Below are 26,853 nucleotides of genomic sequence, written 5' to 3'. Positions count from 1 at the left end.
GGGGCGGATTCGCCCCGGCCTCATTGAAGCGACCCAGCGCCCCATCGACCGGCTCACCGGCCGTACGAAGGTCCTTTCCGGGGCGGATTCGCCCCGGCCTCATTGAAGCTTCTTTGCGAGGCGCATTCCGGCCGGGCAGCGTCTCTGCCTTTCCGGGGCGGATTCGCCCCGGCCTCCTTGAAGTGACATACACAGGCCGTAGCCTCGAAATCGGCCCGCTCCCAGTAGGACCGGTCCGCGTATCGGTTCGTCGAAGGTCAGAAGGGCGTGGCTGTGCTCGCAACGGCCCCCGTCCGCTTTGCGAGTCACCTGCACGAACTTCTCGGCTGGCGGTATGCCGCGGAGGACTGGAGTCGGGTGCAGTCGCACTTTTCGGGGGCGGGGAAGTCCGATGTGCCCGCAGGCGGTCTTCACGCTCTCGGCCGCTCTCTTCCACCGATCTGCACCATTGTAGTGACGGTTCAGGACGACGGGAGTCACGCTGGCCCAGACGCGCGAACCGTGTTCGCCGCCGGTCCAAGCCGTAGGACTGAGGTTCCACGGCGGATCCGCGCGCGTGTCAAGCGCAATCTCACAATCGAGATGCCGACCGGCGAACAATCGATGCCGCCGCGGCAGTCCGGTGTCCGGATCGCGAAGGATGGGCTCGAGACAGTTCCGAGCGTCCTCTCGAGCAAGGTGGCGCGGCAAGACCACGGCAAGCCCCTTGATTCTTCCATCCGCGCGCGCAGAATCCACGAAGGGCAGCGGCGTCAATCCCAAGTGCGGTTCTTTCGTCGGCTCCCCGTCCGTGGTGTGGCCGCTGAACCACTCCGGCGGCGGTTGTTCTGGGCATTCCCGCAGGAGGAGCCCGCGAAGCGCTTCTGTCACCCTGAGCGTCTCGCACAACGAAACGTGTTTGCCCTGGAGGAGAAGAACCACGAGAGTCGGCTCAAAGACCGAGTGAGGCACCGAGTCGGTCATTGCGGCGCTTGATTGTCTTGCCAGAGGATCTCCGCCGGAGCGAACGTGCCGTAGCCTCCTTGGCTGGACCGCCGTATCGAAGCTTGTAATACCGCCGAGACGCCCCAGGATCGAAACCAGTGCCGCCTGTCGTCAGCAGCTCCGTGGGCGTGAGCTAGGAGCGATGTGACGGCGCCCAGCGAAGCAGGTTTCCACCATAGCGGCCACGAGTAGTGGCCCTTCTTCCACGTTCCCGAACAACCACGCGTCAGTGTGCGGCCACGGGTACCGAAGACGGGGTGCAGGCTGAGTCCAAGAATCGCCAGTGCCTCCACTCCAGGGTTCGAGAGCTTCTTGTCTTCGGATGGATTGTTTGCCGTCAAGGCGTAGGTCCGATCATCGGCCACGTCCCACATGAACGACGGGAGCTTGCTCGCATAGGTCCATGGGCCCGTGAGCGCAGCCTTGACCTCCTCGGGCTTGACGTTCTCGAGTATCTTACGGGCCATAGCAACGAATCTCATCTGTCCCGCTGCAAAATAAAGGTCGGTTGGTTTCGCCGAACCCTTATTGTCCACACTGCCCTCGGCGACGAGTGCCGCACTCAGCGACGCGGCTGGTCCGTTCTCCTGAACACTCTCCAGATAGACGCGAATATCTCCCCGAGCGAGCTTCAAGTCGTCTGCTCTAGCGAGCGGTACCCCACCGGGTCCAGCTGGATTCAGCGCGGCGCCCTTGCTCCACTCCCTGAAGACCGGGATGGCCTGATCCACAATGCAGTCGACCGGGAATTCGTCAACCACGGCTCGCGGAGCGATGTCGTCACTCCACCACAGGCGCGGCTGCGGCTGGGTTGAAGCGAAGGCGACCTGAACCCCGAGACCCCCCAAGAATCCCAGCGGGTTTGTGCCGTCCAGTCCGGTGAGACGGGTTCCGGTCATGTTCGTTCCTCATTTGCGCTTTGCCTTTGATCGGCAAGTCGCAGGACGGTTTCGAGCCACGCCAACCCGTGGTAGCCGTAACGTTCCACGAGCCGCCAGAATCTGTCGGCCATGTCCGGTGCCATCGAACTCCTGGCAAGATCCGAGTTTGCTTCGAGCGAATGTCCCTCAACGGTGTGGGTCAATGTCTGAGGGTCGGGATCCTCGAGAATAGGCGGTAGCGGACGAGCCCAACCGTGGTGGGTCGCGACCAAGTGCAGAACCAGCTCGGGATCATGCGCCGACGCGAGGATATCGCCGCTGGACTGAATCATTGCGACACTGGCGATTTCGTGGCGCATCCCAGCCGGATATCGCTGCACGCGGCGCACGTCCGGAGGAGACTTGCCGAGCGGCTCATCAAGCATCGCCAACTGCACGCGGTCGCCCCCGACCAGCTGCTCTTGGAAGCGCGGGTCTACCTTCCCGAGATCGTGTAGCCGCCCGGCCAAGTGCAGGTCATTCACAAGGGTGGCCCCTACTCCAAGGCGCTCCGCGAAACCCCTCGCCCGCGCTGCGACCCCGTCAAGATGCTGACGAAGCGTTACGGCGCTGCCGGTCATGGATCCCGCGTCGTCGGAACCGTCCATTACCGAGGGATCGATAGTCGGTCGGCCCGCAACGGGATCGCGTTGGGTCAGAACATAATATCCTCCACGCGCGTCACCCTCGCTCGGTTGGACGAGATGGTGCTCGAAGGCTGTGCTAGTCCGCCTCTCTGTTTCTCTGCGGGCACCCAGGATATCGAGCACTTCGTAGAGCCACGCCGGGAGCCGCGCCTCGCCGGCGGCCTGCTCTTCCAGCCACTCCTGCACGCGCTCGTGTATCGAGCGAACCTGCCCGTCAAGCTCGTCCTCTGGTGCGGGAGGATCGTGTGAGAACGAGGCTGTCGAGGACAGTCTCATGTCGAGCCGCAACGTTACTCTGCGCTGGTGCGCGAGCTGAGCTTCGTCGCCGAGGTCGGCGACGGTCTCCGTCGAGGACGGATCCCATGTGCCGGCTCGCAGGCCACCCCGGTCGGGGTCCACGACCAGAATATCGCCGGGGCGAATGTCCTGAGCCGAGTTGACCCACTCCGGCCCCTCGCCGATTCCACGCCACCGAATGCAATCCGGCACGCGGTAGTCATCGTCCGCGCCAACGTCGGCGATCGCTACCACGTCGGCGAAGTCAATCTCCTCACGGCCGCCCAACCAGGACTTCGCTGCGTGAATCGGTATCGGCAGAGATTCGGCCTGCCGGGGAGGGACCAGCCTTAGCGCATCGGGAGTGCGGTCGTGACGCCACACTATCGAGACATCGGGGGCTCGGTTCCGTTCGTCGATCCCATGCAGGAACCAGTCGACTGGTGGTTGAATGATCGGCTGGGGGTTGGTCTGCACCCACGCATCCATGTGCGTCTTGAGCAGCAAGGGCGCTGTGAGTCGTGGGGCGAGGGCCTCGGCCGGGAAGTCGGCGAGGGAGTCCGCTCCAACATCTATCGATCCACCGTTCATGCGCCGCTGGAGTTCGGCCCAGGTCTCCTTGACCGCGTCGCCGTAGATCGGATCGGTTCGCTTTCCCGTTAGTTCCGGCTTGATCCCCAGAATCCAAGCTGGTGCCGACGCACCCCGGCGTTCGGAAAGGGTGCCGCGACGGTCAAGCCTGCCGAAACGCTGCCGGAGGCTGTCGACGGGGGCGCACTCGGTGATGAGCGCGTCGAAGCTGAAGTCCGCCCCCACCTCGATCGCCTGCGTGGCCACCACGACCGTGAGTTCGTCGTCGGTCTCCGACCGGCTGGGATCCACCGCGGGCTCGATGGCGCTGACCGCCTGCACGCGGTCCAGCGGACGCATGCGTCCGGTCAGGAGATGTGTCTTGAAGCCCGCGCCGGCGAGCACCTCGTATGTTGATCGGGCGGTCCCAACGCGATTCACGACGACGCCAAGCGTGCTTGCGGTGACGCCCTCTCGGGACTTCGTGATGTCACGGATGAGCTTCAGCACGGTGGTGGGCACCGCTTTGCGGTTTCCCACCTGCTTGAGCCGAGCACTCTTTTCGGCGCGAACTCGACGTTGAAGCTCGGGACAGCCCTCCACATCTTCAATGGGATCCAGACGGAAGGGTTCACCGCCCAGCTCGTCCGGTGTGGCGGACATCCGCACAGTCTGGAATCGCCTCGGAATCGGACCGAAGGGAAGTCTGGAGGCCTGCTCCAGCGTCTCCGCGAAAGGGACACTCAAATGTACTTCGTCTAGGATCACGAGACAGTCGTTACCTGCCAGTCCCGCATGGATCGGGAGCATCTTGGGAGTCACCCCGTAGCCGCGGAAGAGAAGACGCGAGCCGAACTGGTCCACGGTGGAAACGAGCACCCACGGTTGGTCCGGCCGCAGCGTCCACTCCCTGCTGATCGGAATGCCGCCGCGTAGGGCCATCACACCCAGCGGCTTGCCCCCAGACAGGGCTTGAAGCCGTTCGTCCACGCGGCGGAGAACGTCCGTTGAGCCGGCTCGTATTCGATCCCGGACCCGATGGGCGCGCACACACACCTGGTCGACGACGATGCGCCGGTCGATCACGAACACGATGCGTCGAGGTGCCGTCTCGGGTTGCGCAGCAAGCGCGAACACCGCGATGTCCAAGGCGGCTGTCTTGCCGGTTCCGGTCGGCAAGTCGATGACCGTTGGCCACCCTTGGGCAAGCACTTGATCAGCGAGTCGCTCCTGCCACGGGAAAGGCTCGTAGCCATGAACGTCCCGAAAGAAGGGGCGGAAATCGCTGCCCGCGACCTCAGCCACTAGTCACGTCCCGTTCACCCCGTTGGGTCGAGGGCTCGGCCAGCGGGCGCATCAGGCCTAAACCCACGAACCGGCCAGCCCCGAGCGTTAGTGGCCCACGAACAGGATCAGCGAATAGCAGCTCCGCGTGCACGAGTTGGCGCCTCACCGGTTTCCCCTCGCGTCCGGCTTGGCGGAACGCAGGGAACTGCGCGACCTTCCGCGCCCCCCTTATCAAGGGAGAGAGAGACATCTTCACCACCATCGGCGCGGGAAGGCCAACATGGGTACAAGCAAGCCTCACAGCTGCTTCCGCGCGCCCCCACGCCTCCCGGCGAGCTGCGGCGCTTCCACGCGAGAGCGAACCAGGGTGCCTCGGGAGGGCGATGGGGATGGCGGAGACCCATCGGCGGGACGGTCCGCGCCAGATGCTGGACCGCAACGAGATTAGATCCACAGGTCCGACGACCCTCCGTAGTCCAAGCTCATGATCGTGGCCGAACTTCAGACTCAGCTGCGGCGTGGAAATTCCCACACGCCGGGAGGCGGCGCGCTCCCACCCGCCGATCGAGCGGTAGATCGCATCCTGCGTCGTCTCAGCAGAAGCGTTGGGCACGGATACGGCCAACCCGAGGATCCGTCCGTCCGCGTGCTCGAAGGCGACATGCGGGATCGGTACGATCACCATGTGAGGCATCGATGTCGGCGTTCCGTCGTCGCGCACACCGCTAATACCCTCCGGCAGGGGACGCTCGGCCCGAGACAGGATCTCTCGCCGCATCGCCGCCGCCAGTTCGACGGCACGCGACGACAGGTATGCGCGGGAAGCGGGATGGAACTCGAAAACGATCCATTCTCCAGCAGTATTGGGCCTCGCTATCGGCTCCTCCTCCGTTACTTCCGCGCCCCGATAGCGGGCCACAACGTACGGCAGCGCTCTCGGCCGAACCTGCTGATGTCGAAGATGAAGACCCTCCAGCGCCGTCAACTGGCCGGCTCTTACGGCCCGCATCCTTGTGCCCCCTCCGTTGACGACGACCAGATGCGTGGGATTCGGCGGCTCCTCAACGATGCGGCACGATACGAGGGACGAGGAATGTCCGAGACGAGTCACGCGGGCGAGCAACCGGTCGAGCGCATCCTTGACGCCATCGGAAGGGCATGTGTTCCAGATGTACGTGACGCGGGGGACATCCGGAGAAACGGACGGGAACGCCCGTTCCTGTTTGCCTCGGCCGTCCGGCAACATCGCCTCTGCAGACTTGACGGGCGTCTTGCCCACCCTGGCCAGCGTGTCCCCGAGATTCTTCTTCCTGGCCAGCTTCTTCTGCATGCGGTCGGCCTTTGTTGTCACCTCGCCAGCCGACCTAACGAGCTCCGCGTGCAGCTGGTCGCATAGCTCGTAGAATTCGTTCGGCCTCTTTTGCCGTAACGCGCGGTCAAAGACCGAGGTGTCGTTCACGGGCACAAAATGCGACAACACCCGTCGCGGGACGGCATCGGACGCAGCAATCGCCGGAGCGGGTTGGCGTTCAAGCCATTCAAGCGCTCGCCGCTCCAGAGGGTCGTTCTCGTCCGCCCACGTCGCGACAAACGCGGAGAAGAGGCGGGCCGGGTGCGGCGGCCACTCGCCTAGCCGACGATCATTGTGCGATGTCGCGACATACCGGCCTGCGAGGAAGTTCACCTCGACCGCGAACTGCCCTGCATCGAGCATCGTCAGGCTTCCAAAGGTACGGCCACGGCCACCTTGCGGCTCCGCCTGATCAGCTCAAGAAGCTTCGGTGCCGGTTCTAGGCGAATCTCGTCCGCCACCCAGGGGATTCCGACATCGGCCGCGTGCGCGACACTCTCGTCGAGGAGCTTCACGACCGTCGTCCGGTCTACCTCGATGACTTCGGCGGTCGAGCCATCTCGCGCCAGTAACTCGATGCGTGGCGGGTGCGTGGGCAGAAGGAGGCACCGGGACCGGAGATCGAAGTCCACCTCGTACTGGTATGCGACTGCGGCGACGCCCAGCGCAGCAACCGCCGTGCGCGCCGCCTGCTCCGCAGCCAGATCGAAGCCCTTGAACCGCAGTCGGCGCAGCCCTGCGAACGAAATCACGGTGGTCTGAAGGGCCTTGGAGATCGTCGCGCCGCCGGCCTGTCCGTCGATGGACGGGGCAACGTTGCCATGATTGATCTTGGAAGGCTGCCCGGCTTCGCCGCTCGTCCCACCCCTTGTGGCGTACACTAGCTTGCCCTTCTTGTCCTTCTTTGCTCTCGCCTCGTCGAAAGTCCACACTTCGTCCGAGTCTTCGCTGTTAAAAGCCCGGTCGTCGGTGGCCACCTTCTCGATCTGAAGCGGGTCGATCCGGCTCCCTACCTTGTTGCCGATCACTGCGTCGAGACCCACGATTTCCGAGACGTATTGACGCTGAAACTTCGAGCCTAGCCCACCCTTGGGGCCCGTGGAGTCCCACAACCCGAAGAGGAGCGACGTGGGAGAGTGGCGGTACATTTCTGTTGCGTCGCGCGGAGTGGCGCCCGTGATCGCTCGCCCGATATCCGAGAACCGAAACAGCGTGCCGTCCAAGAGGCTGTCCCGGAAGATCGCGTCCGCCAAGCGGTGGGGGGCCTCCAGCACCGTCAACCTCTCGTAATCCGTTAGACCGCCGTCGCCGCTAAAGTCAACGTACGGGACCGGAAACGAGAGTTCACCACGCTCCCATCCCTCCAGCAGCGCCAGCTCGGCGCGATTGGCCTGGGACGCTACTGAGTCCAGGAGGACGGTGACCGAAATCTCTTCGGAGTCGCCGATTCGCCGTTCCTCAACGGCGTATTTGTGGTCTGCCTGTCCGTCCACGGCGTACGAGGGCGGAAACACCTTGTCGCCGTCGCCACCGGCCGGCTTCTGGGCTTACCCCGTTTCAGTGGACAGGTGAAAGTGGTGGTTTCCTCCTTTCTCGCCACCTCGCGGGAGAGAAGAGCGGTCGCCGCGCCGAAGGCGTGGCGGACCGTGGGAGAGGGACGCGGCCCGGGGGTCACGCCGCCTCCCCTTTCTCGCGCGCCTCGAAGCTGGCGGGCGACTCGTAGCCGAGGCTCGAGTGCCGCCGGCGCGGATTGTACCAGCCCTCGATGAACCGGAACACCTCCCGGCGGGCCTCGCCGGGCGTCCGGAACGAGCGCCGCCAGATGAGTTCACACTCCAGCGTGGCGAAGAACGACTCGCACATGGCGTTGTCGTAGGCGTCGCCCACCGAGCCCATCGAGGGCCTGACCCCGGCCCTCCGGCAGCGGCCGCCGAAGGCGTGGGACGTGTACTGGCCGCCTTGGTCGCTGTGGTGGATCACCTCCTCGGGGCGCCGCCGCGCCAGCGCCATGTCGAAGGCGTCCAGCACCAGGGACGTCCTCAGGTGCGTCGCCATCGACCAGCCCACGATGCGGCGGCTCCAGGCGTCGAGCACGACGGCCAGATAGAGGAAGCCCGCCCAGGTGGGCACGTACGTGATGTCGGCCACCCAGAGTTCGTCCGGTCCGGAGGCCGAGAAGTCTCGGTCCACGAGATCCGGCGCGGGCCTGGACTTCGCGGCCCGCTTCGTCGTACTGCCCTTGCGGCGCCGGCTCACGCCCTCGACCCCGGCCGCCCGCATCAGCCGGGCGACCCGGTTCACGCCCGCCTCGCGGCCCCGGGCCCTCAGCTCGGCGTGGATCCGCGGCGCCCCGTACGTTCCGTCGCTCATGGCGTGAATCTCAAGGATCTCCCCGGTGAGCGCCGCGTTCGCACGCGCCCGCTCCGACGGCTCCCGCGTCCGCCACGCGTAGTACCCGCTCGGGGAGAGTCCCAGCAGGCGGCACATCACGCGCACCGGATAGGCGGCCTGGTGATCGCTCACGAACCGGAACCCCCTCGGGGGATCGATCCGCTCTCCTTGGCGAACCAGGCCGTGGCTTTTGCCAATATGTCGCGCTCGATCTTCACACGGCGCAGTTCGCGCTTCAGTTCCCGGACTTCCTTGCGCTCAGCCGTCGTCAGACCGTTGGTGCGACGCCCCTCGTCCAGATCGGCCTGTTCCACCCAGCGCCGGATCGCCGTCGCCGAGGGCTCGAACTCGCGAGCCAACTGGTCCGCGCTCTGCCCCGCACGGACCAGATCCACCATCCGCGCCTTGTACTCCGGCGCGTATCTCCGTCCCGACATGCGACACCTCCTCGTTGTGACCAACGCTCAAAGGTGTCCACCAACTCGGGGTAACTCCAGTTGAACTAGGGACCGCTTGTGGCAAACGGCCAGTTCCAACTCTAACGACCGGTTCGAGCGTGGATCGCGTACCGCAGCTTCAGCCCGGTGGGCGCGGGATCCCGCGTCGGACTCGAACCACCGTGCCAGCAGTTTCCTCCACCATCGCTGGATCCGTCCCGCCCCCTTCGCGCGCGACACTGCGGACGCGGCCGGTGGCCTGTTCGATGATCAGCGCGGCCCGGCCCCCGCGCCCCCGGTCCAGCGCCGTCGAACCCTCGGGGCCCGCTCAGCGTCACGCGGTCCAGCGCCTCGGTCCAGGCCGGGTCGAAGGGGATCGCGAAGGCGAAGGCGCCGTTCCGGTCATCGATCTCCTGCGGGGCGAAGGTCCACGAGAACAGTCGCCGCCCCGCCGCAACGGGACTTGGGACAGACGCTGAGGCGGGAACCGGCACGGGCACAGGCGTCGACCCGGAGCCGGTCCCACCCGCAAAGACTGGCCCAAAGCGCTTTCACGGAAGTGTGGACATCGATCCCGTTCGGGCCGGAAAGATAGTGGCGCAGATCGCGGAGGAGGTAGTGTGTCCCAGGTTGGGTGTAGGGTGTAGACGGGGAAGGCCGGACGGTAGGCACAGGCAGGATTTGCGGCGCGTACCAGATGCGGCCGGTGTAGCACCACGGGTATGCGACGTTGAGGAGCGGGGAAGGGATGATGAAGAATCCGGATCGGTGGATCGCGGGGGCGGGCGGCCTGGTGTCGCTTGTGACGCTGTTTTCCCTGTGGTTCAGCGGAGTGTGGCATCTCGGTACGCGGTTGGGTGCGGTCGAAGCAGGGATCGAGGGGGCGGAACGGCGCTTGGAGGCTCGCGTCGAGGGGGCGGAACAGCGGCTGGAAGCCAGGATCGACGGGGTGATGCAGCAGGTGGCCGGCGTGGACCGACGGCTGGATGGTGTGGAGCGGCGCCTGGATGGCGCGGACGTCCGGCTGCTCAGCATCGAAGAGACGCTTCGGGAGCGCAACGCCGTCTCGGTACCGGGCGGGCCGGGGATGCCGCTGGATCGGTAGTGCCCGGGGGAATCTTCCCCCGAGCGTCCGCAGGGGCATCGCGCGACCCGCGATGGGATCGGAGGCGGAACGCGTGCGGACCGGGACCTCAGCCCCTTGGGCGCGGGAGCCCACGTAGGATTCGAGTCTCCCCGCCAGCGGTTTTCTCCAGCATCGGTGGTACCATCCCGTGCCCGTCGCGGACGACGGCGCGGACGCGGCCGGTGGCCCCGTTGACGATGAGCGCGGCCCGGCCACCCCGGGCGCGGTCCAGCGTCACCGCCCCTTCGGGACCCGTCAGCGTCACACGGTCCAGCAACTCGCCCCAGGCCGGGTCGAAGGGGATCGCGAACGCGAACGCGGCGTTACGATCGTCAATCCGTTCCGCAGCGAAGCTCAGGGAGAAGAGCGGTCGGCCCGCCGTGTCCACCCCCACCAGCCGGTAGGGGCCCGGCGCGGGAGGCAGCTTGGCGGCGGTTGCGTGCGCGAAGGCGGGTTCCAGCCGCAGCGCGCCGTCCATGATTCCGCCCCACAGCAGCAGCATGGTCCCGCGGTGTGCGGCGTCTTGCCGGATCGAGGCGACGCCGCGCGACATCGGAACGCCCGCCGCCCGGGCCGCGGCCGCGAGGCGGTACTCCAGCATCCTCGTGAAGCTGTAGTCGCTGATCCACTGTGGATAACAGTAGGACATCAGATCGCGGTATCCCTCGGGACCGAACAGGTGGCCGAGGCCGGAGCCCTCGATATCCCCGAAGTCGTGACCCCACGCGCCGATGGTTCCGTCCATATGGGGGTAGTCGGCGTCCACCCGCCCCGGGTCGGCCACGGGGTCGTCGCACGGCGTATGCGGGCGGCCGAGGTTGTGGCCCAGTTCGTGCGCGAACACCAGTTGCAGGCGGCGGGCCTTCTGGAGGCGTCCCTCGGCGTCGTGGGAGCCCGTGAGCGAGGTCCGTCCCCCGAGCAGCCCCTGGCCGTCGATCCAGAACGCATCTGGGTGCCGGGAGAGAGGGGCCGGCACCCCGAACAGGCCGCTGTAGTGTTCGTCCGTGTCGCCCGCCTCCATGGTGCGGAGCAGTTCGATCTCATGCAGGAGTCCGGCGACCCCGTCCGCCGTCGTGTCCGCCCACGTGAAGTAGGGCTCCCGCAGGGTCACCTCCAGGTCGCCTACGGGCAGCACGGTTCGGGCGTACCTCAGCACGCTCGCGGCCAGCGGCGAGCCGCCCCCCGCCGCCGCGGCCGCCAGCTCCGCCGCGAACTCCGCCACTCCGTCGTTGACCCCCCGGTTGGCTTCGGACAGGTACTGCACCGGGACGAGCGTCACCCGCAGCGGGGGCACCTCCCGCACGTCGAGGTCCTGCCGCCCCTCGGCCGGAAACCGCGGAAGGCTCGATGGCGCCAGCGGCACCTCCCCCGCCGCGTCCAGTTCGACGACCACGCTGACCCCGGGTTCGAGGATGTCTCCCGGGATGACCGCGTTGAAGGACCGGTCGAGGCGGCTCTCATCGACCTCGCGGGGGATGCCGCCTGCCGGGGACTCGAGCGCCACCCGATGAATCTCGTCCTCCCCGCGGAAGAAGAGAGCCCGCGCGCCCGGCCGGAAGCTGTTCACCTCGTCACCGGTGGCGAAGACGCGGAGCAGCGCCCGCCGCCGAGCGACGAGCGGAACGCCTCCGCCGAGATCCTGGGTCGCCTGGGTCAGATAGGCGGCGGGGACGGAGACCTCCAACGTCCCCGGGTTGGCCACGACCAGCGGGTCCCCCGCCACGACATCGAAGCCGTCGCAGCGCTCGAGGCACAGTTCCGACAGCGCCGCCTCGGTGCCGAGCGTCACCGAAATGGCGTCGTTCGAACCGTCGTCCGGCATCAGCGTCACGCCCGCGCTCGCCGTCGCCCCGGCCGGGATCCGCAGCGAATCGACGGAGAGCGTCCCTCCGCGGGCCGACAGCGGCAGACTCATGGCGAACGGCGCGCCCTCGGCGAGCCGGGCCTCCAGCGTTACCGGACCCCCCGCCATCGCGTCCTCATCGTCCGTCCGCACCAGTTTCAGCGTGAAGGCGAAGGTGACCGGATTCGCCGCCAGGCCCAGCCGTTCCAGGTTCCAGAGCCCCGCGAACACACGGGGCGGAAGCCCGGTCAGTTCGTTATCCCCCAGATACAGCTCGCGCAGCCCGCCAAGGCCGCCGAACACTCCCGCGGGCACCTCTCGCAGCCGGTTGTCGAACAGGGAGAGCCACTGGAGCCTGCGGAGGCCCGAGAAAACCCCCGGCGGGAGTTCGGCGAGATCGTTCCCCGCCATATTCAGAACCTCCAGGCTGGACAGATCCGCGAAGATCTCCGCGGGCAGCCGGGTCAGCCGCTGACCCGCGAGCGAGAGCCATTCCAGGCCGGTGAGGTCGCTGAAGTCGGCCTCGCGCAGCGCCGCGAGGACATCGCCGGGGTCGGAGACCGGGTCGTCCGCGGTGCGGTCCAGTCCCAGCGACGCGAGCCCGGCGAGATCCTGCTGGTCGGGATCGGAGCAGGCGTCGGCCCGGAGCCGCTTGACGATGCCGTCCCGTACCGCCGGCGTCCGGTCGCACACGCCCTCCCGGATCACGACCACCGCCGCCGCGGGTGAGGCCAGCACGTAGCCGGTCCCGCTCCCGGGCCGCTCCAGCGCGATGGTGAGGACCTCGCGCGGCGGCTCGATCTCGTCGTCGTCGGCGATGGCGATCTCGATCCTCGCCCGGCTCGCCCCCGACGGCACCGCGACCGAGCCCGAATCGCTCGCCAGGTAGTCCGCCGTATCCGCGTCGTCCGTGAGACGGGAATCGTCCACGCCGAGCCTGTAGCGGACCGCGAACGGGGCCTCCGCCGGCTCCCCCAGCACGACATCGAGGAGCGCGGTCCCCCCTTCGCGCGCCTGCGCCACGCCGAACGTGAAGGCCAGCGCCGCGCCGACGGTGACCTCGAAGCGCTGCGTGGCCGCGAGCCCGTCCGGATCCACGGCCGTCACCGCCATGTCCGCGGTGCCCCGCGCGACCCCCTCCAGCGTCACCACGCTCCCCGAGACCGACGCCCGGGCCACGCCGGGATCCGGCGACCGCGCCGTGTAAGTCAGCGCATCGCCGTCCGGATCGCGGAAGTACGGGACCACGTCCACATTCGCGATCTGCCGGAGAGGCAGATCCAGCGCGGGGATCGCGTCCACCCTCAAAGGCGCCCGGTTCTCCCGGGGCTCCGGCGAAGTCGCCTCCGGCCCGCAGGCCGTCACCCACCCGGCCGCGGCGGCCACGAGCCCCAGCAGGGCCGCGCGGGCCCCTCTCGACAGCGGAGAGCCGGGCACCGGACGCTCGCTAACCGTGCATGTCCGACTCCGGTGCGCGTCCGGGCCCCTCGACGCGCCGCACCATGACCCCGCCGCCGCCGTCGCTCCGGGCTTTGAACCCGAGGAGGTGGAGGAGCCCGACCACGACGCGGTTACGCGCCCGGCGCGCCAACACCACGGCGTCGCTCCGCTCGGGGTGCGCCCGGACCCCCGGGAGCCAGGTCGCGAGCCGGTCCGCGCCCACGACCCGCAGGAACCGGGAAAGGACCAGCCACGCCGGGGCCAGCCGCCGCGCGATGAAGAACCCGTCGTCCCCCTGCCGCTGGTAGAGAGGGAGGAGGATGCGGCCGGCGCGCACCGCCCGCACCGGACCCGCCCGGTCCGCGCCGACTTCCTCTCCGGCCTCGATGCGGTCGAAGTTCGTGAACCCCGAGTGCATCCGGAACCCGTCCTCCTCCGAGACGGCGTGCCGGTAGCGGACGTCCAGCACGCGCGGAAGGCCCTCCGCGCGACGGGCCAGGCGACCTCGACGCTCCGCCGACCCCGGTGCGCTCCCCGCCTCGAGCAGCCCGAGCGCCTCCAGCAGGATCCACACCGCGTCCTCGTGTGCCTCGACGGACGAAGGCGCCTCGTGCCGTCCGCCCTCGAAGCCGATGCTTCGCCAGCCCAGGCGGTCGAAGTACTGGAGCAGGGCGCCTTCGATCTGTTCCTCCAGCCCCAGGACCACCGGGACCGGGAGCCGGAGCGCGAGTTCCCGGTTCTGGAGCGTGTCGCCGACCGTCGTGAAGGGCGCGCTCTCCGACGATGTCGTATGGAGGTCCAGCACGCAGACCGGCCCGCGGGCCCGCCGGCTCTCGTCCCGGATGGCCGCCAGCAGGTCCCGCTGTTCCAGGAGTTCGGCGCTCCCCACCATCGGGAGTTCGTCCGCCTCGCGGGCCGCGCCGCCGCCGACCGTCTCCCCCTGCCGCAGCGATGCGAGAACCGCATTCACGCGGTCACGCTGCCAGATGCGGTTCAGGTCCTCATCGATGAAGCGCCTCCCCGCCTCCAGCGCCCGCAGATTGCCCCGCAGCCCCACCAGGTCGCCGCGCATCGGGAGGCCGCCGGCGGAGAGTTCCTCCAGCACCCGTTCCAGCGCCGTGCCGCCCGCGGGTTCATTGCCGTGCAGGGAGGCGATACAGAGGAGGAGGGTGCCCGGTTCGCTGCCTCGACACGAGCCGATCCGACGCCCGGGGTCTCCCTGTCCGTCTGTCGCCAGCGAGCAGGTCGGGCGTTTCACGCCCGCGGTTGCTCGAGCGTTTCCGTCTTCGCGGCGAAGACGAAGTCACTCTCGGTCAGCCCGTCGATCTTGTGCGTCCAGATGCGGACGACGACCCGCCCCCAGGCGAGGAACAGGTCCGGGTGGTGGTTCTGTTGCTCGGCGAGTTCACCGACGCGATTCACGAACCCGAGCGCCGTGACGAAGTTCGGGAAGCGGTATTCCTTCTCGAGGTGGTGCCCGTCGATGACGCGCCACCCGCCCCCGAGTTCCTCGGCCAGCGCCTCGAGCGCCGGACCTTCGAGCGGAGGGACGCCCCCCCGGCAGGGGATGCACTGCTGCTGAGCGAGCGGTATCGACATGGGTTGATCTCCGTGGCTGCTCCCCGGCGGCCTCCCCGAACGTGAAGGGGGACAGACAGATAAGAATTGCCGCATCGGCGCGGCGACGCAACGCTTACGGGGGCGTCAGGCCGCGTCGGGGCGCGTCGGGCCGCGTCAGGCCGCGTCGGCGACCGCCTGCCGGACCTCCTTGTAGTCCGGCTCCACGCGCGGGTCTTCCGATACCCACGCGTACGCCACCTTCCCGTCCCTGCCGATGACGAACGCCGCCCGCTTCGCGACCCCCCGGAGCCCCATCAACTCTTCGTACAGGACGCCCCAGTCTCGCGAAACGGTGCGGTTGAAGTCGGACACAGGAGGACGATCCGCTCGCGGCCCAGATGGTCCGCCAGGTCGATCGTGCCTCGGGCCTCGTGGGCGAGCGTGAACGGCTCCACCCGGTCGCCGACCGAAATCTGCATGAATTCTCCTCTCCCGGATTCCAGGAACGTGCCTCTGGAAGGTGCTGCTAGAAGGCGCCTCCGCCTCCACCCCCGAAGCCACCCCCCGAGAACCCTCCGCCGGAGGAGAAACTCGAGCCTCCGACGCTCCGCGGTCCGGCGCTGCGCGGGGCGGACTGCATGACGCCGTGTGTTTCCGCCGACATGCCCTCGAGACTGGACACGAAGACGTGGGCGTTGAAGGCCTGGAAGGCGTGCCCGCGATACCACTCCGGCGGCTCGCGGTACAGGTCGGCGAAGGCGCGCGCCCACTGCCCGGCGACGCCGAGCGCCATCGCGTACGGGAGGTACTTCTCGAACATTTCCGGACCGGTGATCATCCGCCTGTAACGTTCGCCCTCGACCCGGGTGAGGAACTCCTCGAACCCCTTCACCTGGCGCAGCAATTCGGTCCCGCGCTTCGTGCGCGCAGGCATGAAGCAGCCGAACCCGATGATGACGAGGGCGGATAAGGTCGCGGCCAGTATGATGGCGAGCGGTGCGAGCTGGAGCGTCCGCTCCAGGAGTTGTCCGCCGAAGAAGATGGCGATGCCGACGAAGAACCCGAGCCCCACGTACTTGCCGGCCACCCTCGCGGGCGACTCCGAGTAAACGCCGTGCTCGATGAGCGTCGCGAGGAGCTGCGACTTCAGGCGCGGCAGATCCTTGTAGAAGCGGTCCTTCAGCTCCGAGAGCCTGCGGGTGCGTCCACCATCGAACACCGCCTCCAGGAGCGCGGATTCGTGCGGGGCCAGCGTCCCTCCGTCGGCATCGGTGCGGCGGAAGACGTAGTCCTTGTCGGTGAGCAGGCCCAGCACCCGCTTCTCCTCCACTTCCTCGATCGTCAGGCGGCCCCGGACCGCGAGATCCACCAGCGTGGCCGTGATGTCCCGCAGGTCGGCCCGATTGTCGATGATGACGCCGACCTCGGCGGGGCTCAGTTGCTCGGGTGGCTCGTAGCGCGGTTCGATGGACCCGACCTCCGGGTCGCGGCCGCGCTCGTGCCACCGGCGGTACATGAAGGCGAAGGCGAAGAAGGGGAGGAAGAGCGGCCAGTTCGCGAACAGGTACGTCGAGGCGAGGCCGATGGCCGTGGGCCGCTCCACGACGCCGGCATCCCAGCCGATCCCGATCGTGAGCCCTTCGCGGAAGGCGAGGGGCCGGTCGGCCCGTATATCGACGCGAGCCCCCGCGACCTCGACGACCGCGTCCTGCCCCGTCGAGCCGTAACCGCCGGTGAAGGCGTGGGCGCGGACGCCTGTCGCGGCGGCCGGAAGCCGCACCGTGGCGCTCGCCGCATCGATCGGGAACGGCCACTCGGTCCCCGTCACGTTCCAGTACAGCTCGTCGTACGCTTCAATGACGCCTTCTTCATCCTCGCCCGCGCCGTGGAACAGGAGCCGTTGCCGCACCTCATAGGCGAGCCGGACGGTGCGGACCGCGTCCTCGGCGCCGGGGATCCAGATCTTGATCTCGAGATAGCTGCCGTCGCGATCCGCCTCGTACCGGAGGGCGTTACCCGCCTCGTCGGTCACCGATTCGACGGAGAGCCGGAACCCCTGTCGCAGTCCGTAGCTGCGGTATTCGAGCGGGATGGTGCGGAAGATCCCGTTGTACCGGCCTTCGAAGCTCGGACGGATCGTCTCGGTCACCTCGATCGTGCCGCTCTCCAGGACCCGGATGTCGGCGTGGAAGCTCTCCAGCCGCCAGGAACGGTCGTCCTGCGCGACTGTCGGGGCGGGGAAGGAGCATGCGAGGCCGAGGAACGCACCCGCCGCGACGAGTGCCGCTTCGGCCGCCCTGGCCGCCGCGCGGGCCACGCGCCCGTTGCGTCTCCGGATCACGAGAAGTTCACCCTGGGGCCCTCGCGCTGACGCTCGTCGTCGAGGGTGAAGAATTCCTGTGGCCGGTGGCCGGACAGGCTGGCCAGGAGGTTGGTCGGGAAGACCCGGGTCTTCGTGTTGTAGTCGCGAACGACCGCGTTGTAGTAGCGTCGCGCGTTCTGGACCGAATCCTCGATCTCGTCCAGGGAGCCCTGGAGCCCGGTGAAGGCCTCGACCGCCCGCAGTTGCGGGTAGGCCTCCGAGAGGGCGAACAGGTTCCCGAGCGCCCCCGCCAGCATCTCCTCCGCGGCGGCCGCCTCGGTCGGGCTCTGCGCGCTCATGGCCCGGTTTCTGGCGTCGGCCACGGCCTGCAGCGTCTCGCGCTCGTGTCCGGCGGAGCCCTTCACCGTCTCCACGAGGTTGGGGATGAGTTCCCACCGGCGCTTGAGTTGCACATCGATGTCGGCCCACGCGCCGTTCACCCGCACGCGCAGACGAACGAGGCTGTTGTACATGCCGATGAGGACGGACGCGATCACCGCCAATACGATCAGGAACCACAACATGGACCTCTCCCTATTCCCGCTGGCCGTCTCCCCGCCCGAGGCGGAGGATGATCTCGAACTCCTCCTTCGTGACGGGCATCACCGAGAGGCGCATGCCGCGCCTCATCACGTTGATACTCTCCAGGCCCTTCGTCTCTTGCATCATCTGTCGGGTCACCGGGGTCGACAACGTCTCGACATACCGCAGGTCGGGGCACCACCAGCGGGGGTTGTCGGGGCTTGATTTCACGTCGAAATACCCGCTCCCGGGGTCGAACTGGGTCGAGTCCGGGTGCGCGGGGCCGGCGACTTCCGCCACCCCGTAGACGCCCAGCACCGCGGTGTTGGAGTGATAGATGAGGACTTTCTCGCCCGGGTTCATCCGGTCGCGCATGAAGTTCCGGACCTGATAGTTGCGCACGCCGTCCCACTCGGTCTCGCCATCCCGCGCGAGATTGTCGATCGAATACACGTCGGGCTCGGTCTTCGCGAGCCAGTAGCCCGTAATCTCCACCGGCATGTCACACCCTCCTCCAAACCGCCCGTTTCCGGACGGCACCGGCGCCGTCCCCGAATGGGGCAAATCTACCGGCCCGGCGCCCCGCGGTGAACCCGAGGTCGTGGCGGAGGCGGTCGCGGTGCTATTTTGTCATGTGACGCACCGACCCACGGAGATAAAATGAAGATCCCCCTATATCAGCTCGACGCGTTCTCGGACCGGCCGTTCGAGGGAAATCCAGCCGCCGTCTGCCCGCTCGATTCCTGGCTGGACGACGCTGTTCTGCAGAAGATCGCGGCGGAGAACAACCTCTCCGAGACGGCCTTCTTCGTCCCCGGCGGCGCGGGGTTCGGCCTCCGGTGGTTCACGCCGCTCGCCGAGGTCGACCTGTGCGGGCACGCGACGCTGGCCACGGCGTGGGTGATCTTCAACCTGCTGGAGACGGACCGCGGCACGTTGCGCTTCGACACGAGGAGCGGAGAACTGGTCGTGCGGCAGGGCGAAGACGGGCTGCTGGTGATGGACTTTCCCGCCCGCCCGGCGGTACGGCGCGAGGCCCCGCGGGCGCTCGTGGGGGGGTTGGGCGCCGAGCCGGTGGAGGTCCTGGCCGCCGAGCGGGACTACCTGGTCGTGTTTGCCGCCGAGGACGACGTGCGCAAGCTGAAGCCGGACTTCGCCCGCCTGCGCGGCCTGGACCGGCTGGGGATCATCGTGAGCGCCCCGGGGGAGAGCGCGGACTTCGTGTCGAGGTTCTTCGCGCCCAGCGTCGGGGTCCCGGAAGATCCGGTAACGGGCTCGGCGCACTGCACGCTCGTCCCATACTGGGCCGCGCGGCTCGGACGCGGCGACGCCCCGCTCGAGGCGCGGCAGATCAGTGCCCGCGGCGGCCAACTGATCTGCCGCCTCCTCGGCGACCGGGTGACGATCGCGGGTCACGCCGCTCCGTACCTCTCCGGGGAGATTACCCTGTGAGACGGGCCGGTCGCGGAGTTGTGACGTGGTTCGAGGATCCGCAGTCTACGAGACGACGCACGGTGGACGGAACGGACGTTCAGGAACCTGCGGAGGAGAACATGCGCTCGCGGAGATGTCGAACCAACGTGCCTGGCATTGCGGCCGGACTGATCCTGCTGGTGGCGCTCGGCCCGGCGGCCGCGGCGGCACAGCACCGCGGCGCACCGTTCCCGGACCCGCCCTCGCGAGGGGGCGGCGCGCGCTGGGAACTGGGTGCGCTGTTCGCGGTCATGTCGCCGCGGGGCCACTTCGGCAGCCTCATCAACGAGGGCTTCGGTGCGGGCTTCAGCGCCTCGCTCGGCTTCGCGGATACCCCCGCCTTCCGGGTCCGGTTCGACGCCGGATACGTGAATTACGGGTCGGAGACCCTCGGCGTCCCCGTGTTCGCGGTCACCGAGCGGATCATTTCCGACATCGTCACCCGTAACAACATCGGCTACCTGGGTCTCGGACCCGAGATCCGGCTTCCGTACGGTCCCGTCCAGCCCTATGTGAACGGGTTCGTCGGGCTTGGCTATTTCTTCACCGTGAGTTCCGTCGAGCGGTGGGAGCTGTTCGAGTCCTTCGATTCGGGGACGACGGTCAACTTCGAAGACATCCGTCCGGCCTACGGGTTGGGCGGGGGGCTCGCGATCCCTCTCAACCGTTCCGGGAATCCCGTCATGCTGAGACTCGAGGTGCAGTACCGGCGGCACGGCCGGACGGAATACCTCGTGCCGGGCAGCCTCGTGGAGGACGGGCTCGGGAGCACGTCGTTCACCCCGATCGCCTCGGACGCGGACTTCATGCTGTTTCAGGTGGGCGTGACGCTGGGGCTCTGACGCCCCCGCCGCCGGGGGCGCCGCCGCCGGGGTCAGGGTTGGCGGCGCTCCAGCCGGGCCACGGAGCCGGCGATGTCCACCACGTAGAGTTCGCCCGACCCGTCGACGCCGAACGAGGACACGGCGCCCAGGCTCCCCACGTCCCAGCTTCTCTCGTCCGTCGCCTGTCCGTCATCGAGCCGGAAGCTGCGCAGGAAACCGGTGCAGAAGTCCGAGTAGAAGTAGAGTCCGCCGATCTCCGGAAGCTGTGAGCCGCGATAGACGTACCCTCCCGTCACCGAGCAGGCCCCGCCGCCATGGCCGTATTCCACCACCGGGAGCGTGAGGCCGGACATATCGCACCCGGAACTCTGGAAGCACGTCGAGCCCTCCATCGTGTTCCAGCCGTAGTTGACCCCCGCCGCGCCCGCCGGCACCGCGTTGATTTCCTCGATCTCGTTCTGGCCGACGTCCGCCACGTACAGGACATTCCCTTCGGGATCGAAGGTGGACCGCCACGGATTCCGCACGCCGATGGCCCAGATCTCGCCGCGCGCCCCCTCCTCCCCCACGTACGGATTGTCGTCCGGGATCACGTAGGGGTCCCCTCCGTCCACGTCGAGGCGGAGGATCGAACCGTGCAGCGTCCCGGGGTTCTGCCCGTTGCCGAACGGGTCGCCCGCCCCGCCCTCGTCGCCGAGGAAGATGTACAGCATCCCGTCGGGGCCGAACTGGAGCATCCCCCCGTTGTGGTTCGTCCGGCGCTGGGTCACGGTCAGGATCTGCTTCGCCGAGCCGGCGTCCAGCTGGCCGGGGTCGCCCGAGAGAGTGTATCGCGCCACGACCGTGTCGTCGTCCGTGTCCGTGTAGTAGACGAAGACGTGGCCGTTGTCCGCGTATCGCGGGTGGAAGGCCATGGTCAGGAGGCCGCCCTCCGACGCCGTGCCCACCCGGCCGGACAGATCCAGGAATGGGGTGCCGAGCAGCTGTCCACCGGCGTCCGCGATGCGAATGCGCCCGGTCTTCTCGACCACGAAGAGGCGCGGATCGCCGGGCGGTGCGGTCAGGAAGACCGGCTGATCCAGCCCGCTCAGGACCGTATTCGCCGCCAGTTCAAAGGCAACGGGCTCCGGTGGCGGGGGCTCCGGCGGCGTAGGCGGGGCAGGGGCCGGGCCTGTTCCATCCGAGCAGGCCCAGCCGGCCACCGCCGCCAGAACGGCGAGTCCTCGCGCCGCCAGCGGCCGGCGGGCCGCGGCGGTCACACGGCGCGATTCCCTCAGGGCACGAGTTCCGGCCGGCGGTACCTGAGGAAGAACACGCCCTCCTTGCCGCTGGAGACGACGATGGTCCCGCTCGCGAAGAAGGGGTAGTTCGACCACGAACCGTCGAACGTGACGGACTCGTCCCACGGCACCGTATCGAAGAAGCCGACCTCGCGCGGGTTCTCGCGGTCGCTGATGTCGAGCACCCGCAGCCCGCTCACGTAGTTCGACTGGTACATGAGATCGCCCACGATGTAGAGGTTGTGGTCGATCGTGAACGTCTCCCCGAAGTGCTCCTTGGCCAGGATCGGGTCGTCCAGGTCCGACACGTCCCAGATCAGCGTGCGGCTGGCCTCCATGTCCGGGTCCGTCCCCGCCTGCTGCGCCGCGCCGACCGAGGCCATCTCATCGAGTTCGTCGTTCTGGTAGAAGTATCGCTGGTCCTCGGTGAGCCATCCCTGGTGTGTGTAAGCGGCCGCCGGATAGTCGGCCGTGGCGAGCGTGGCGGGATTGTCGCGATCCGTGACGTCGGCGATCACGACCGCGGTCTCGTTGGAGCCGAAGCAGATCTCCTTGCCGACATGGTCGGCGTCCGGCCCGTGGTAGTTGACGCACTGCGCGTCGTGCGTGTACCCGGTCCGCCCCTGGCCCGTACCCTGCTGCGCGTGGCAGCCCACGAAGCTCGGCGCCTTCGGATCGCTGATGTCGATCATGTGCAGCCCGCCGCCGCACGTCTCGCCGCCGCCGCTCGAACCCACGCTGTACGCGGTCGCGGTCTCCTCGTTGATCACGATGTTGTGGGCGCTCGCGATCCCCTCGTACACCACATCGGGGTCGAACTCGACCGGCGCGTTCCGCACGTCGCGGAGCCGCGTGAGATCGAATACCTGCATCCCGTGCCGGCCCGCGTTGTCCGCCACCACGAACGCGTGGTCCGCGTAAACCTTGATGTCGCGCCACGACTGCGTCAGCGAGCCCGGCGTCTTCGGCAGGTTGCCCAGATAGACGGGCGCCGCGGGATCGGAGATGTCGATGAACGCGGTGCCGTCGGTGCGGCCTGCGATGGCGTACTCGCGGCCGGTCTGCGGATCGGTCCAGCCCCACACGTCGTTGGTCTCGATGCCGCGGTCGGTGCCGCCGATCTCATCGAGCGGGAGGAAGGAAAGCACGTCCACCTGGTCACAGGTGAACTGGTCCGCCATTCCGTCCTCGGCACAGTCCACCTCGGTGAGCGCTTCCAGCGGACGGCGCTCCTCCGGGATAAAGATCTTCGCGGTCTCGGCCCAGCGTCCGTCCCGGTTCTCGAGCACGACCGCCGAACCCATCTGCGCGTCGTCGCCCGGCTGTCCGACGACCGCCATGTCGCCCGCGGCCCACATGGCAAGGCCGAAGCCATCCCCGGCGTCGGTGCCGGGACCCGCGTTGATCTTTGTCACCGCACCGAAGCGCCCGGCCTCGGGATCCCACGAGAACGCATAGATGGCGCCGAACATGTCGGCCCCGGGAGCGCTGATCCACAGTTCGCCGTCGTTCGCCGCGAAGCCCGCGCCGAAGCCCGCGCCGGGCTGCCGGTCGAACGCCGCCAGCGATCCGGTTCTCACCCATTCACCGGAGGGACGTCGCTCATTGAGAAGCACTGTGCCCGCCCCGCCGTCGGCGCCGGGCAGGCCGAGCATCGCGTGGTCACCTTCGATGCCGACGGAGACGGACAGGACCCCATTGGGCGCGAGGACCGCGCGAGGCTGCGTCTCGTCGCCCGTGAACCCGAGCCGCCCCTCCTGCACCCAAGCCCTGCTCGCATCGCGCCCGAACACGTACCCGGCGCCGGCAAACCGCGGGCCCGCGACCGCGCCGACGATCACGCGTTCGCCATCGGTGTGGACGCTCCAGCCGAAGAGCTCCAGCTGCGGAGCCGGATCGGACGGGGTCAGGATGCCCTGCTCGATCCACTCGCCATCCGACCCGCGCTCGAACACCCACGCCGCGTCGCCGGTGACGACGAGCAGGTCGCCCGCGAGCGAGGCGGCGATGCCGAAGGCCGCACCGAGAGGTACGCTCTCGGGCCGCAGGTAGCGCTCGAACTCCCAGCTGTCGCCCGATCGCCGGTAGATCAGCACGCGGCCGTCATTCTGACGATCGTCGTTCTGGTCGAAGGCCGGCGCCCCCACGAGCAGTCGGTCGCCGTCGACGACGACGAAGCTGCCGAAGAGGTCCGGTCCCTCGTGGTCGGGTGCGCGAAGCGTCCCCGCCTGTTCCCAGCCCCCGGCGCCGCGTTCGTAGACATGCAGCGTGCCGGGCGTGGACTCCCCTTCGGGCGAAACCGACTCGCTGACGATGATCCGGCCCTCGTCAAGCACGACGGTGCCGCCGAACTCCTGGGCTTCCGCGGCGCCGGCCAGGAAGAGGCCGCAGGCGGCCGCGGCGAAGAACGTCCTGCTTCTATCGATCATTGAACACACCCTCTGCCTTGAATCCCGGTCACGGATCAGCGTCGTTCGAAGTAGTACAGGCCGCCCCCGGCGGTGCCGACGATGAGGTCGAGGTCTCCGTCCCCATCCAGGTCCCCGAATTCCGGGGTCGCGAACACCGGCAGTTCCTCGGGGTCGGGGAACCGGCTCTCCGCCTCGACGAAGCTCGGTGACTCCGGCCCGCCGTCGTTCCGGAAGTAGCGGATCCCGTCGGACTCGGTGCCCACGATGAGGTCCAGGTCACCGTCCCCGTCATGGTCGAGAAGCTTGGGGAAGCTCCGCCGTCCGATATCGATCTCCCCGTATTCGTCGCTCACCAGTTCGAAGCTCGGACTCGAGGCCGACCCCGTGTTCTCGTAGTAGTTCAAGGCTCCGGACGACTCCCCGATCATCAGGTCGAGATCTCCATCCGCGTCGAGGTCGCCGAGGGTCGGCGTCGCGTTGCTGCCGCGAGTGATCTCGACGAACGCGGAGTCCACGAGCGTGAATCGGGGTTCCGTGGCCGAGCCGTCGTTCCGCACGTACCGGATCTCGTCGCGCCATGTGCCGAGCAGCATGTCGAGGTCGCCGTCCGCGTCCAGATCGCCGAAGGCCGGCGCGTTGTGATAGGCGCCCGGCAGCTCGAACCGGCCCCTGCGGCGGAGTACCGGCTCCGTGGCCGTCCCCTCGTTCTCGAACAGGAAGACGTACGAGTTCCTCAGGTCGCTCGGGTCGATCTTGTTGCCGATGAGGAGGTCGAGGTCGCCGTCTCCGTCGAGGTCCACGAGCGACGCCACGCTCTCGCTGCCCACATCGATCTGGGAGATGAAGCGACGCGTCCGCAGTTCGAAGCTCCCGTCGGACTCCTGGGAGAAGAGCATGAGGTTGTCGGCGGTCGTCGTGTTCGCGTTGTACGCGCCGCCGAGCACGCCCATCAGCAGGTCGAGGTCGCCGTCCCCGTCGTAGTCGCCGAAGGTGGGCGCGTTGTAGCCGCTCGTCCGGATCGGGTCGTCGAGGGGGAAGGGGCGCGGCTCGACCCGGAGGTTGGGGGCCTCGCACGAACCGGCGTTCTCGATCAGGAGCAGCCCCGCCTCGAAGAAGTCGCCCCAGAACATGTCGGTGTCGCCGTCCGCGTCGTAGTCGGCGAGCGCCATCGTGTTCGCGCCGTGCAGGGTAGGGCGGGGCCCGTCGCTCTCGCCGTCCGAGCCGTCCGGAGCGTCGAAGGGCGGCACGGCCCCCGCCGCGGCCGGGTCGGCGATGATCTCGATGTCCTCGAAGCGGTCGGTGATGTGCCGGAAGGGCGACGCGTTCTCCCCGATCGCGCCCGTGGCCTCGTAGCGGGTGACGGTCCCCACGAGCCGCCCGATGAGGAGGTCGAGGCGCCCGTCGCAGTCCATGTCCGCCGCGTTCGGGATGTTCTGGCGGTCCGAGAAGATCGCCTCCCCGCGCGTGTCCCTGAGCGTGTCCGCGATGAGTTCGAACACGGCGCCGCCCGTCGTCCCCGTATTCCGGTACAGCCGCATGTAGCTGAAGGGCGACTCGGCGAGGAGGTCGCGGTCGCCGTCTCCGTCGACATCCACGAAGCGGAACCACTCGCCGACCTCGAGCTCCGCGTAGTCCTCCGGGCGCCAGGTGTGCCGCTGGCCCTCGGGCGAGTCCTCCCGCTCGAAGAAGAGCAGCCGGTCCGTCGTCTCCTGGACGAAGAGGTCGAGGTCACCGTCGCCGTCGATATCCACCCACTGCGGGCGCGGCACGTTGAAGCCCCCCAGGAAGGGGATCTCGTACGGCGTCCCGGATTCGTCAAACACGGGGAACGGGGTCACGGAGCGGGTGAACCCCGGCTCCTCTGCGACCAGGTCAGGACCAGACGGTGGAGAGACGCCGCTCGAGGCGCAGCCCGCTGCGACCAGGGCCGCAGCCAGCGCCCCCAGCGGTGTCCGCGTGCTTCCGACTCGTGCCTGGTCGCTCATGCCGCGGCGGCCTTCAGCGCAGCCCGGAGGCGAGACCGATGCCGGACGCGTAGGGGGGCGTCTCGATCAGGTCGATGATCTCGCGCGTCGCGGTGTCGATGACGACGACCGTCCCGCCCGGTGCGTCGTACCCCATGCGGTCCGAGGACTCGTAGCTCCCCGTCTCGTTTCGATTGGCCACGTAGAGCCTCGATCCGTCCGGTGAAAGGGCGCTCCCGTGCGGCTCGGCGAGGCCCTCGCCCCGGATCACGGCGGCCACCGTCCAGTCGGAAGCGTCCACCAGCGTCACCTCGTTCGCGCCCAGGTTGCCGAACCAGATCCAGCGTCCGTCCGCGGACCAGCTCGGGTGCCAGGGCCGGGCCCCCACGTCGACCTGTCCCACGAGTTCCGGGGCCGTGGGCTCGGACACGTCGAACACGAGGAGCTTGGCCGTCATCTCCGCCGTCGCGACGAGCGTCCGCCCGTCCGGCGAGATCGCGTACTGCACGAGCACATGGGGCATGTCCCCCGAACCGGGGAGCCGCAGCAATTCCGCTTCGCCGCTCTCGGCCTCCACGGTCACGACCGAGTTCTCACCGAGGCTGCCCGCGTAGACCCAGTCGCCATCCGGACTCGCCAGCAGGGCGTGCGGGCGGGGGATGAAGACGTCGTATTCCTCGACGTCCATCGACGTTCGGTGGATGCGCCCGATGCGCTGCGGAGGGTTCACCGCCGCCATCGAGCGCCCCACGAAGAGCCACGGCTCCGCGGGATGGAGCGCCAGCAGGCCCGGACGCTCGAACTCGACGGAGGCGACGAGGCTGTTCTCCCGGTCGAACTTCAGCACCTGATTCGCCGCGATCAGCGACACGTACCAGAACGATCCGTCGGGCTCGACCGCGATGTGGTGCGGCTTCGCGTTCGCCCCGTAGCCCATGGCTTCCAGGTCGATGACCTCGACGACCTCGTGCGTGGCGAGATCGATCACGGTCACCGCCGCGGCCTCCTGGTTCGCCACATAGAGGTAGGGGCCCTCCGCAGCCGTCTCCGGAACCGGCCTCGTGACCGCCCCTCCCGCATGGATGGCCGCGAGCCCGGCGATCCCCAGGGCGAGGAAGCCGGGCCGCGCGGCGCTCATGAGCCTCTTCAACATCATCCGTAACTCTCCATCCGTCGGGATTTACT

Annotated in this window: 18 protein-coding genes, 2 pseudogenes and 1 CRISPR repeat array (1 of these 21 cut by a window edge); of the genes and pseudogenes, 3 read left to right on the top strand and 17 right to left on the bottom strand. The window is 68.2% G+C overall.

Annotated elements, in window-relative coordinates:
• Positions 1-184: direct repeats of the CRISPR family, unit length 36 nt; unit sequence CTTTCCGGGGCGGATTCGCCCCGGCCTCATTGAAGC; it reaches 1,465 nt to the left of the window's first position.
• A gap of 14 nt (positions 185-198) precedes the next feature.
• From csb2 (ACOQPP_RS06760) to ACOQPP_RS06735, 6 genes and pseudogenes are all read right to left on the bottom strand, one after another.
• Positions 199-963, bottom strand: a pseudogene (gene csb2 / locus ACOQPP_RS06760) (type I-G CRISPR-associated protein Csb2); the annotation flags it as partial.
• Positions 960-1,883 carry a type I-G CRISPR-associated protein, Cas3-extension family gene (locus tag ACOQPP_RS06755; protein WP_420636124.1) on the bottom strand — a complete coding sequence of 308 codons (924 nt, stop codon included), beginning with the start codon at positions 1,881-1,883 and terminating at the stop codon, positions 960-962. The pseudogene csb2 (ACOQPP_RS06760) and the gene ACOQPP_RS06755, both read right to left, overlap by 4 nt.
• Entirely contained in the window at positions 1,880-4,702 is a 2,823-nt protein-coding gene (cas3g, locus tag ACOQPP_RS06750) for a type I-G CRISPR-associated helicase/endonuclease Cas3g (protein WP_420636123.1), read from the bottom strand. Before cas3g ends, ACOQPP_RS06755 begins: the two co-directional genes overlap by 4 nt.
• Positions 4,695-6,398: a type I-G CRISPR-associated protein Csb2 gene (csb2, locus tag ACOQPP_RS06745; protein WP_420636122.1), complete on the bottom strand. Its 1,704-nt coding sequence runs from the start codon at positions 6,396-6,398 to the stop codon at positions 4,695-4,697. The genes cas3g and csb2 (ACOQPP_RS06745) overlap by 8 nt, the downstream gene beginning before the upstream one ends.
• A 2-nt stretch (positions 6,399-6,400) precedes the next feature.
• Positions 6,401-7,564: pseudogene (gene cas7g / locus ACOQPP_RS06740) on the bottom strand (type I-G CRISPR-associated RAMP protein Csb1/Cas7g); the annotation flags it as partial.
• A 142-nt stretch (positions 7,565-7,706) separates the two neighbouring features.
• A protein-coding gene (locus ACOQPP_RS06735) for an IS3 family transposase (protein WP_420636121.1) occupies positions 7,707-8,863 on the bottom strand; the annotation gives its coding sequence in 2 pieces (ribosomal slippage) (positions 7,707-8,614 and positions 8,614-8,863; 1,158 coding nt in all).
• 748 nt (positions 8,864-9,611) lie between these two features.
• Here ACOQPP_RS06735 and ACOQPP_RS06730 point away from each other — a divergent pair.
• Complete coding sequence (locus tag ACOQPP_RS06730; RefSeq protein WP_420636120.1) at positions 9,612-9,968, top strand: hypothetical protein; 357 nt, start codon at positions 9,612-9,614, stop codon at positions 9,966-9,968.
• 88 nt (positions 9,969-10,056) lie between these two features.
• Here ACOQPP_RS06730 and ACOQPP_RS06725 read toward each other — a convergent pair whose 3' ends face one another.
• From ACOQPP_RS06725 to ACOQPP_RS06695, 7 genes are all read right to left on the bottom strand, one after another.
• A complete protein-coding gene (locus ACOQPP_RS06725) occupies positions 10,057-13,269 on the bottom strand; it encodes a hypothetical protein (protein ID WP_420636119.1) in 3,213 nt (1,070 codons plus the stop codon).
• 10 nt (positions 13,270-13,279) lie between these two features.
• Entirely contained in the window at positions 13,280-14,530 is a 1,251-nt protein-coding gene (locus tag ACOQPP_RS06720; RefSeq protein ID WP_420636118.1) for a hypothetical protein, read from the bottom strand.
• On the bottom strand, positions 14,527-14,871 hold the full coding sequence (locus ACOQPP_RS06715; RefSeq protein ID WP_419165125.1) for a 4a-hydroxytetrahydrobiopterin dehydratase: 345 nt from the start codon (positions 14,869-14,871) through the stop codon (positions 14,527-14,529). Before ACOQPP_RS06715 ends, ACOQPP_RS06720 begins: the two co-directional genes overlap by 4 nt.
• A 135-nt stretch (positions 14,872-15,006) precedes the next feature.
• Complete coding sequence (locus tag ACOQPP_RS06710) at positions 15,007-15,204, bottom strand: hypothetical protein (RefSeq protein WP_420636117.1); 198 nt, start codon at positions 15,202-15,204, stop codon at positions 15,007-15,009.
• 154 nt (positions 15,205-15,358) lie between these two features.
• On the bottom strand, positions 15,359-17,173 hold the full coding sequence (locus ACOQPP_RS06705; protein WP_420636116.1) for a DUF2207 domain-containing protein: 1,815 nt from the start codon (positions 17,171-17,173) through the stop codon (positions 15,359-15,361).
• The gene (locus ACOQPP_RS06700) at positions 17,170-17,718 is read right to left on the bottom strand and encodes a LemA family protein (RefSeq protein WP_420636115.1); all 549 of its coding nucleotides are present in this window, start codon (positions 17,716-17,718) and stop codon (positions 17,170-17,172) included. The genes ACOQPP_RS06705 and ACOQPP_RS06700 overlap by 4 nt, the downstream gene beginning before the upstream one ends.
• A gap of 10 nt (positions 17,719-17,728) precedes the next feature.
• Positions 17,729-18,217: an EVE domain-containing protein gene (locus tag ACOQPP_RS06695; protein ID WP_420636114.1), complete on the bottom strand. Its 489-nt coding sequence runs from the start codon at positions 18,215-18,217 to the stop codon at positions 17,729-17,731.
• 159 nt (positions 18,218-18,376) lie between these two features.
• On the opposite strand from ACOQPP_RS06695, the gene ACOQPP_RS06690 reads away from it, so the two are divergent.
• Positions 18,377-19,168: a PhzF family phenazine biosynthesis protein gene (locus ACOQPP_RS06690; RefSeq protein ID WP_419165131.1), complete on the top strand. Its 792-nt coding sequence runs from the start codon at positions 18,377-18,379 to the stop codon at positions 19,166-19,168.
• 128 nt (positions 19,169-19,296) lie between these two features.
• Complete coding sequence (locus tag ACOQPP_RS06685) at positions 19,297-20,031, top strand: hypothetical protein (protein WP_420636113.1); 735 nt, start codon at positions 19,297-19,299, stop codon at positions 20,029-20,031.
• 32 nt (positions 20,032-20,063) lie between these two features.
• On the opposite strand, the gene ACOQPP_RS06680 is transcribed toward ACOQPP_RS06685, so the two are convergent.
• Genes ACOQPP_RS06680 through ACOQPP_RS06665 form a run of 4 tightly spaced genes read right to left on the bottom strand, consistent with a single transcriptional unit; the run spans position 20,064 to position 26,824 of the window.
• Positions 20,064-21,272, bottom strand: coding sequence for a PQQ-dependent sugar dehydrogenase (locus ACOQPP_RS06680; protein WP_420636112.1), 1,209 nt, complete (start codon positions 21,270-21,272; stop codon positions 20,064-20,066).
• A gap of 14 nt (positions 21,273-21,286) precedes the next feature.
• Complete coding sequence (locus tag ACOQPP_RS06675) at positions 21,287-23,722, bottom strand: choice-of-anchor B family protein (RefSeq protein ID WP_420636111.1); 2,436 nt, start codon at positions 23,720-23,722, stop codon at positions 21,287-21,289.
• A gap of 35 nt (positions 23,723-23,757) precedes the next feature.
• Positions 23,758-25,689, bottom strand: coding sequence for an FG-GAP-like repeat-containing protein (locus ACOQPP_RS06670; RefSeq protein WP_420636110.1), 1,932 nt, complete (start codon positions 25,687-25,689; stop codon positions 23,758-23,760).
• A 13-nt stretch (positions 25,690-25,702) separates the two neighbouring features.
• Entirely contained in the window at positions 25,703-26,824 is a 1,122-nt protein-coding gene (locus ACOQPP_RS06665) for a YncE family protein (RefSeq protein ID WP_420636109.1), read from the bottom strand.
• Positions 26,825-26,853 lie beyond the last annotated feature (29 nt).

The sequence above is a fragment of the Candidatus Palauibacter sp. genome (assembly GCF_965222475.1).
Lineage (GTDB): Bacteria > Gemmatimonadota > Gemmatimonadetes > Palauibacterales > Palauibacteraceae > Palauibacter.
Note: the sequence above shows the minus strand (reverse complement) of the source record. Positions and strands in the feature narration are given on the sequence as shown.

Coding starts and splice junctions, on each gene's coding strand:
- ACOQPP_RS06755 (WP_420636124.1), bottom strand. CDS start 1,883: ATGACCGGAACCCGTCTCACCGGACTGGACGGCACAAACCCGCTGGGA.
- ACOQPP_RS06695 (WP_420636114.1), bottom strand. CDS start 18,217: ATGCCGGTGGAGATTACGGGCTACTGGCTCGCGAAGACCGAGCCCGAC.
- ACOQPP_RS06665 (WP_420636109.1), bottom strand. CDS start 26,824: ATGATGTTGAAGAGGCTCATGAGCGCCGCGCGGCCCGGCTTCCTCGCC.
- ACOQPP_RS06730 (WP_420636120.1), top strand. CDS start 9,612: ATGATGAAGAATCCGGATCGGTGGATCGCGGGGGCGGGCGGCCTGGTG.
- ACOQPP_RS06670 (WP_420636110.1), bottom strand. CDS start 25,689: ATGAGCGACCAGGCACGAGTCGGAAGCACGCGGACACCGCTGGGGGCG.
- ACOQPP_RS06715 (WP_419165125.1), bottom strand. CDS start 14,871: ATGTCGATACCGCTCGCTCAGCAGCAGTGCATCCCCTGCCGGGGGGGC.
- ACOQPP_RS06675 (WP_420636111.1), bottom strand. CDS start 23,722: ATGATCGATAGAAGCAGGACGTTCTTCGCCGCGGCCGCCTGCGGCCTC.
- ACOQPP_RS06700 (WP_420636115.1), bottom strand. CDS start 17,718: ATGTTGTGGTTCCTGATCGTATTGGCGGTGATCGCGTCCGTCCTCATC.
- ACOQPP_RS06690 (WP_419165131.1), top strand. CDS start 18,377: ATGAAGATCCCCCTATATCAGCTCGACGCGTTCTCGGACCGGCCGTTC.
- csb2 (WP_420636122.1), bottom strand. CDS start 6,398: ATGCTCGATGCAGGGCAGTTCGCGGTCGAGGTGAACTTCCTCGCAGGC.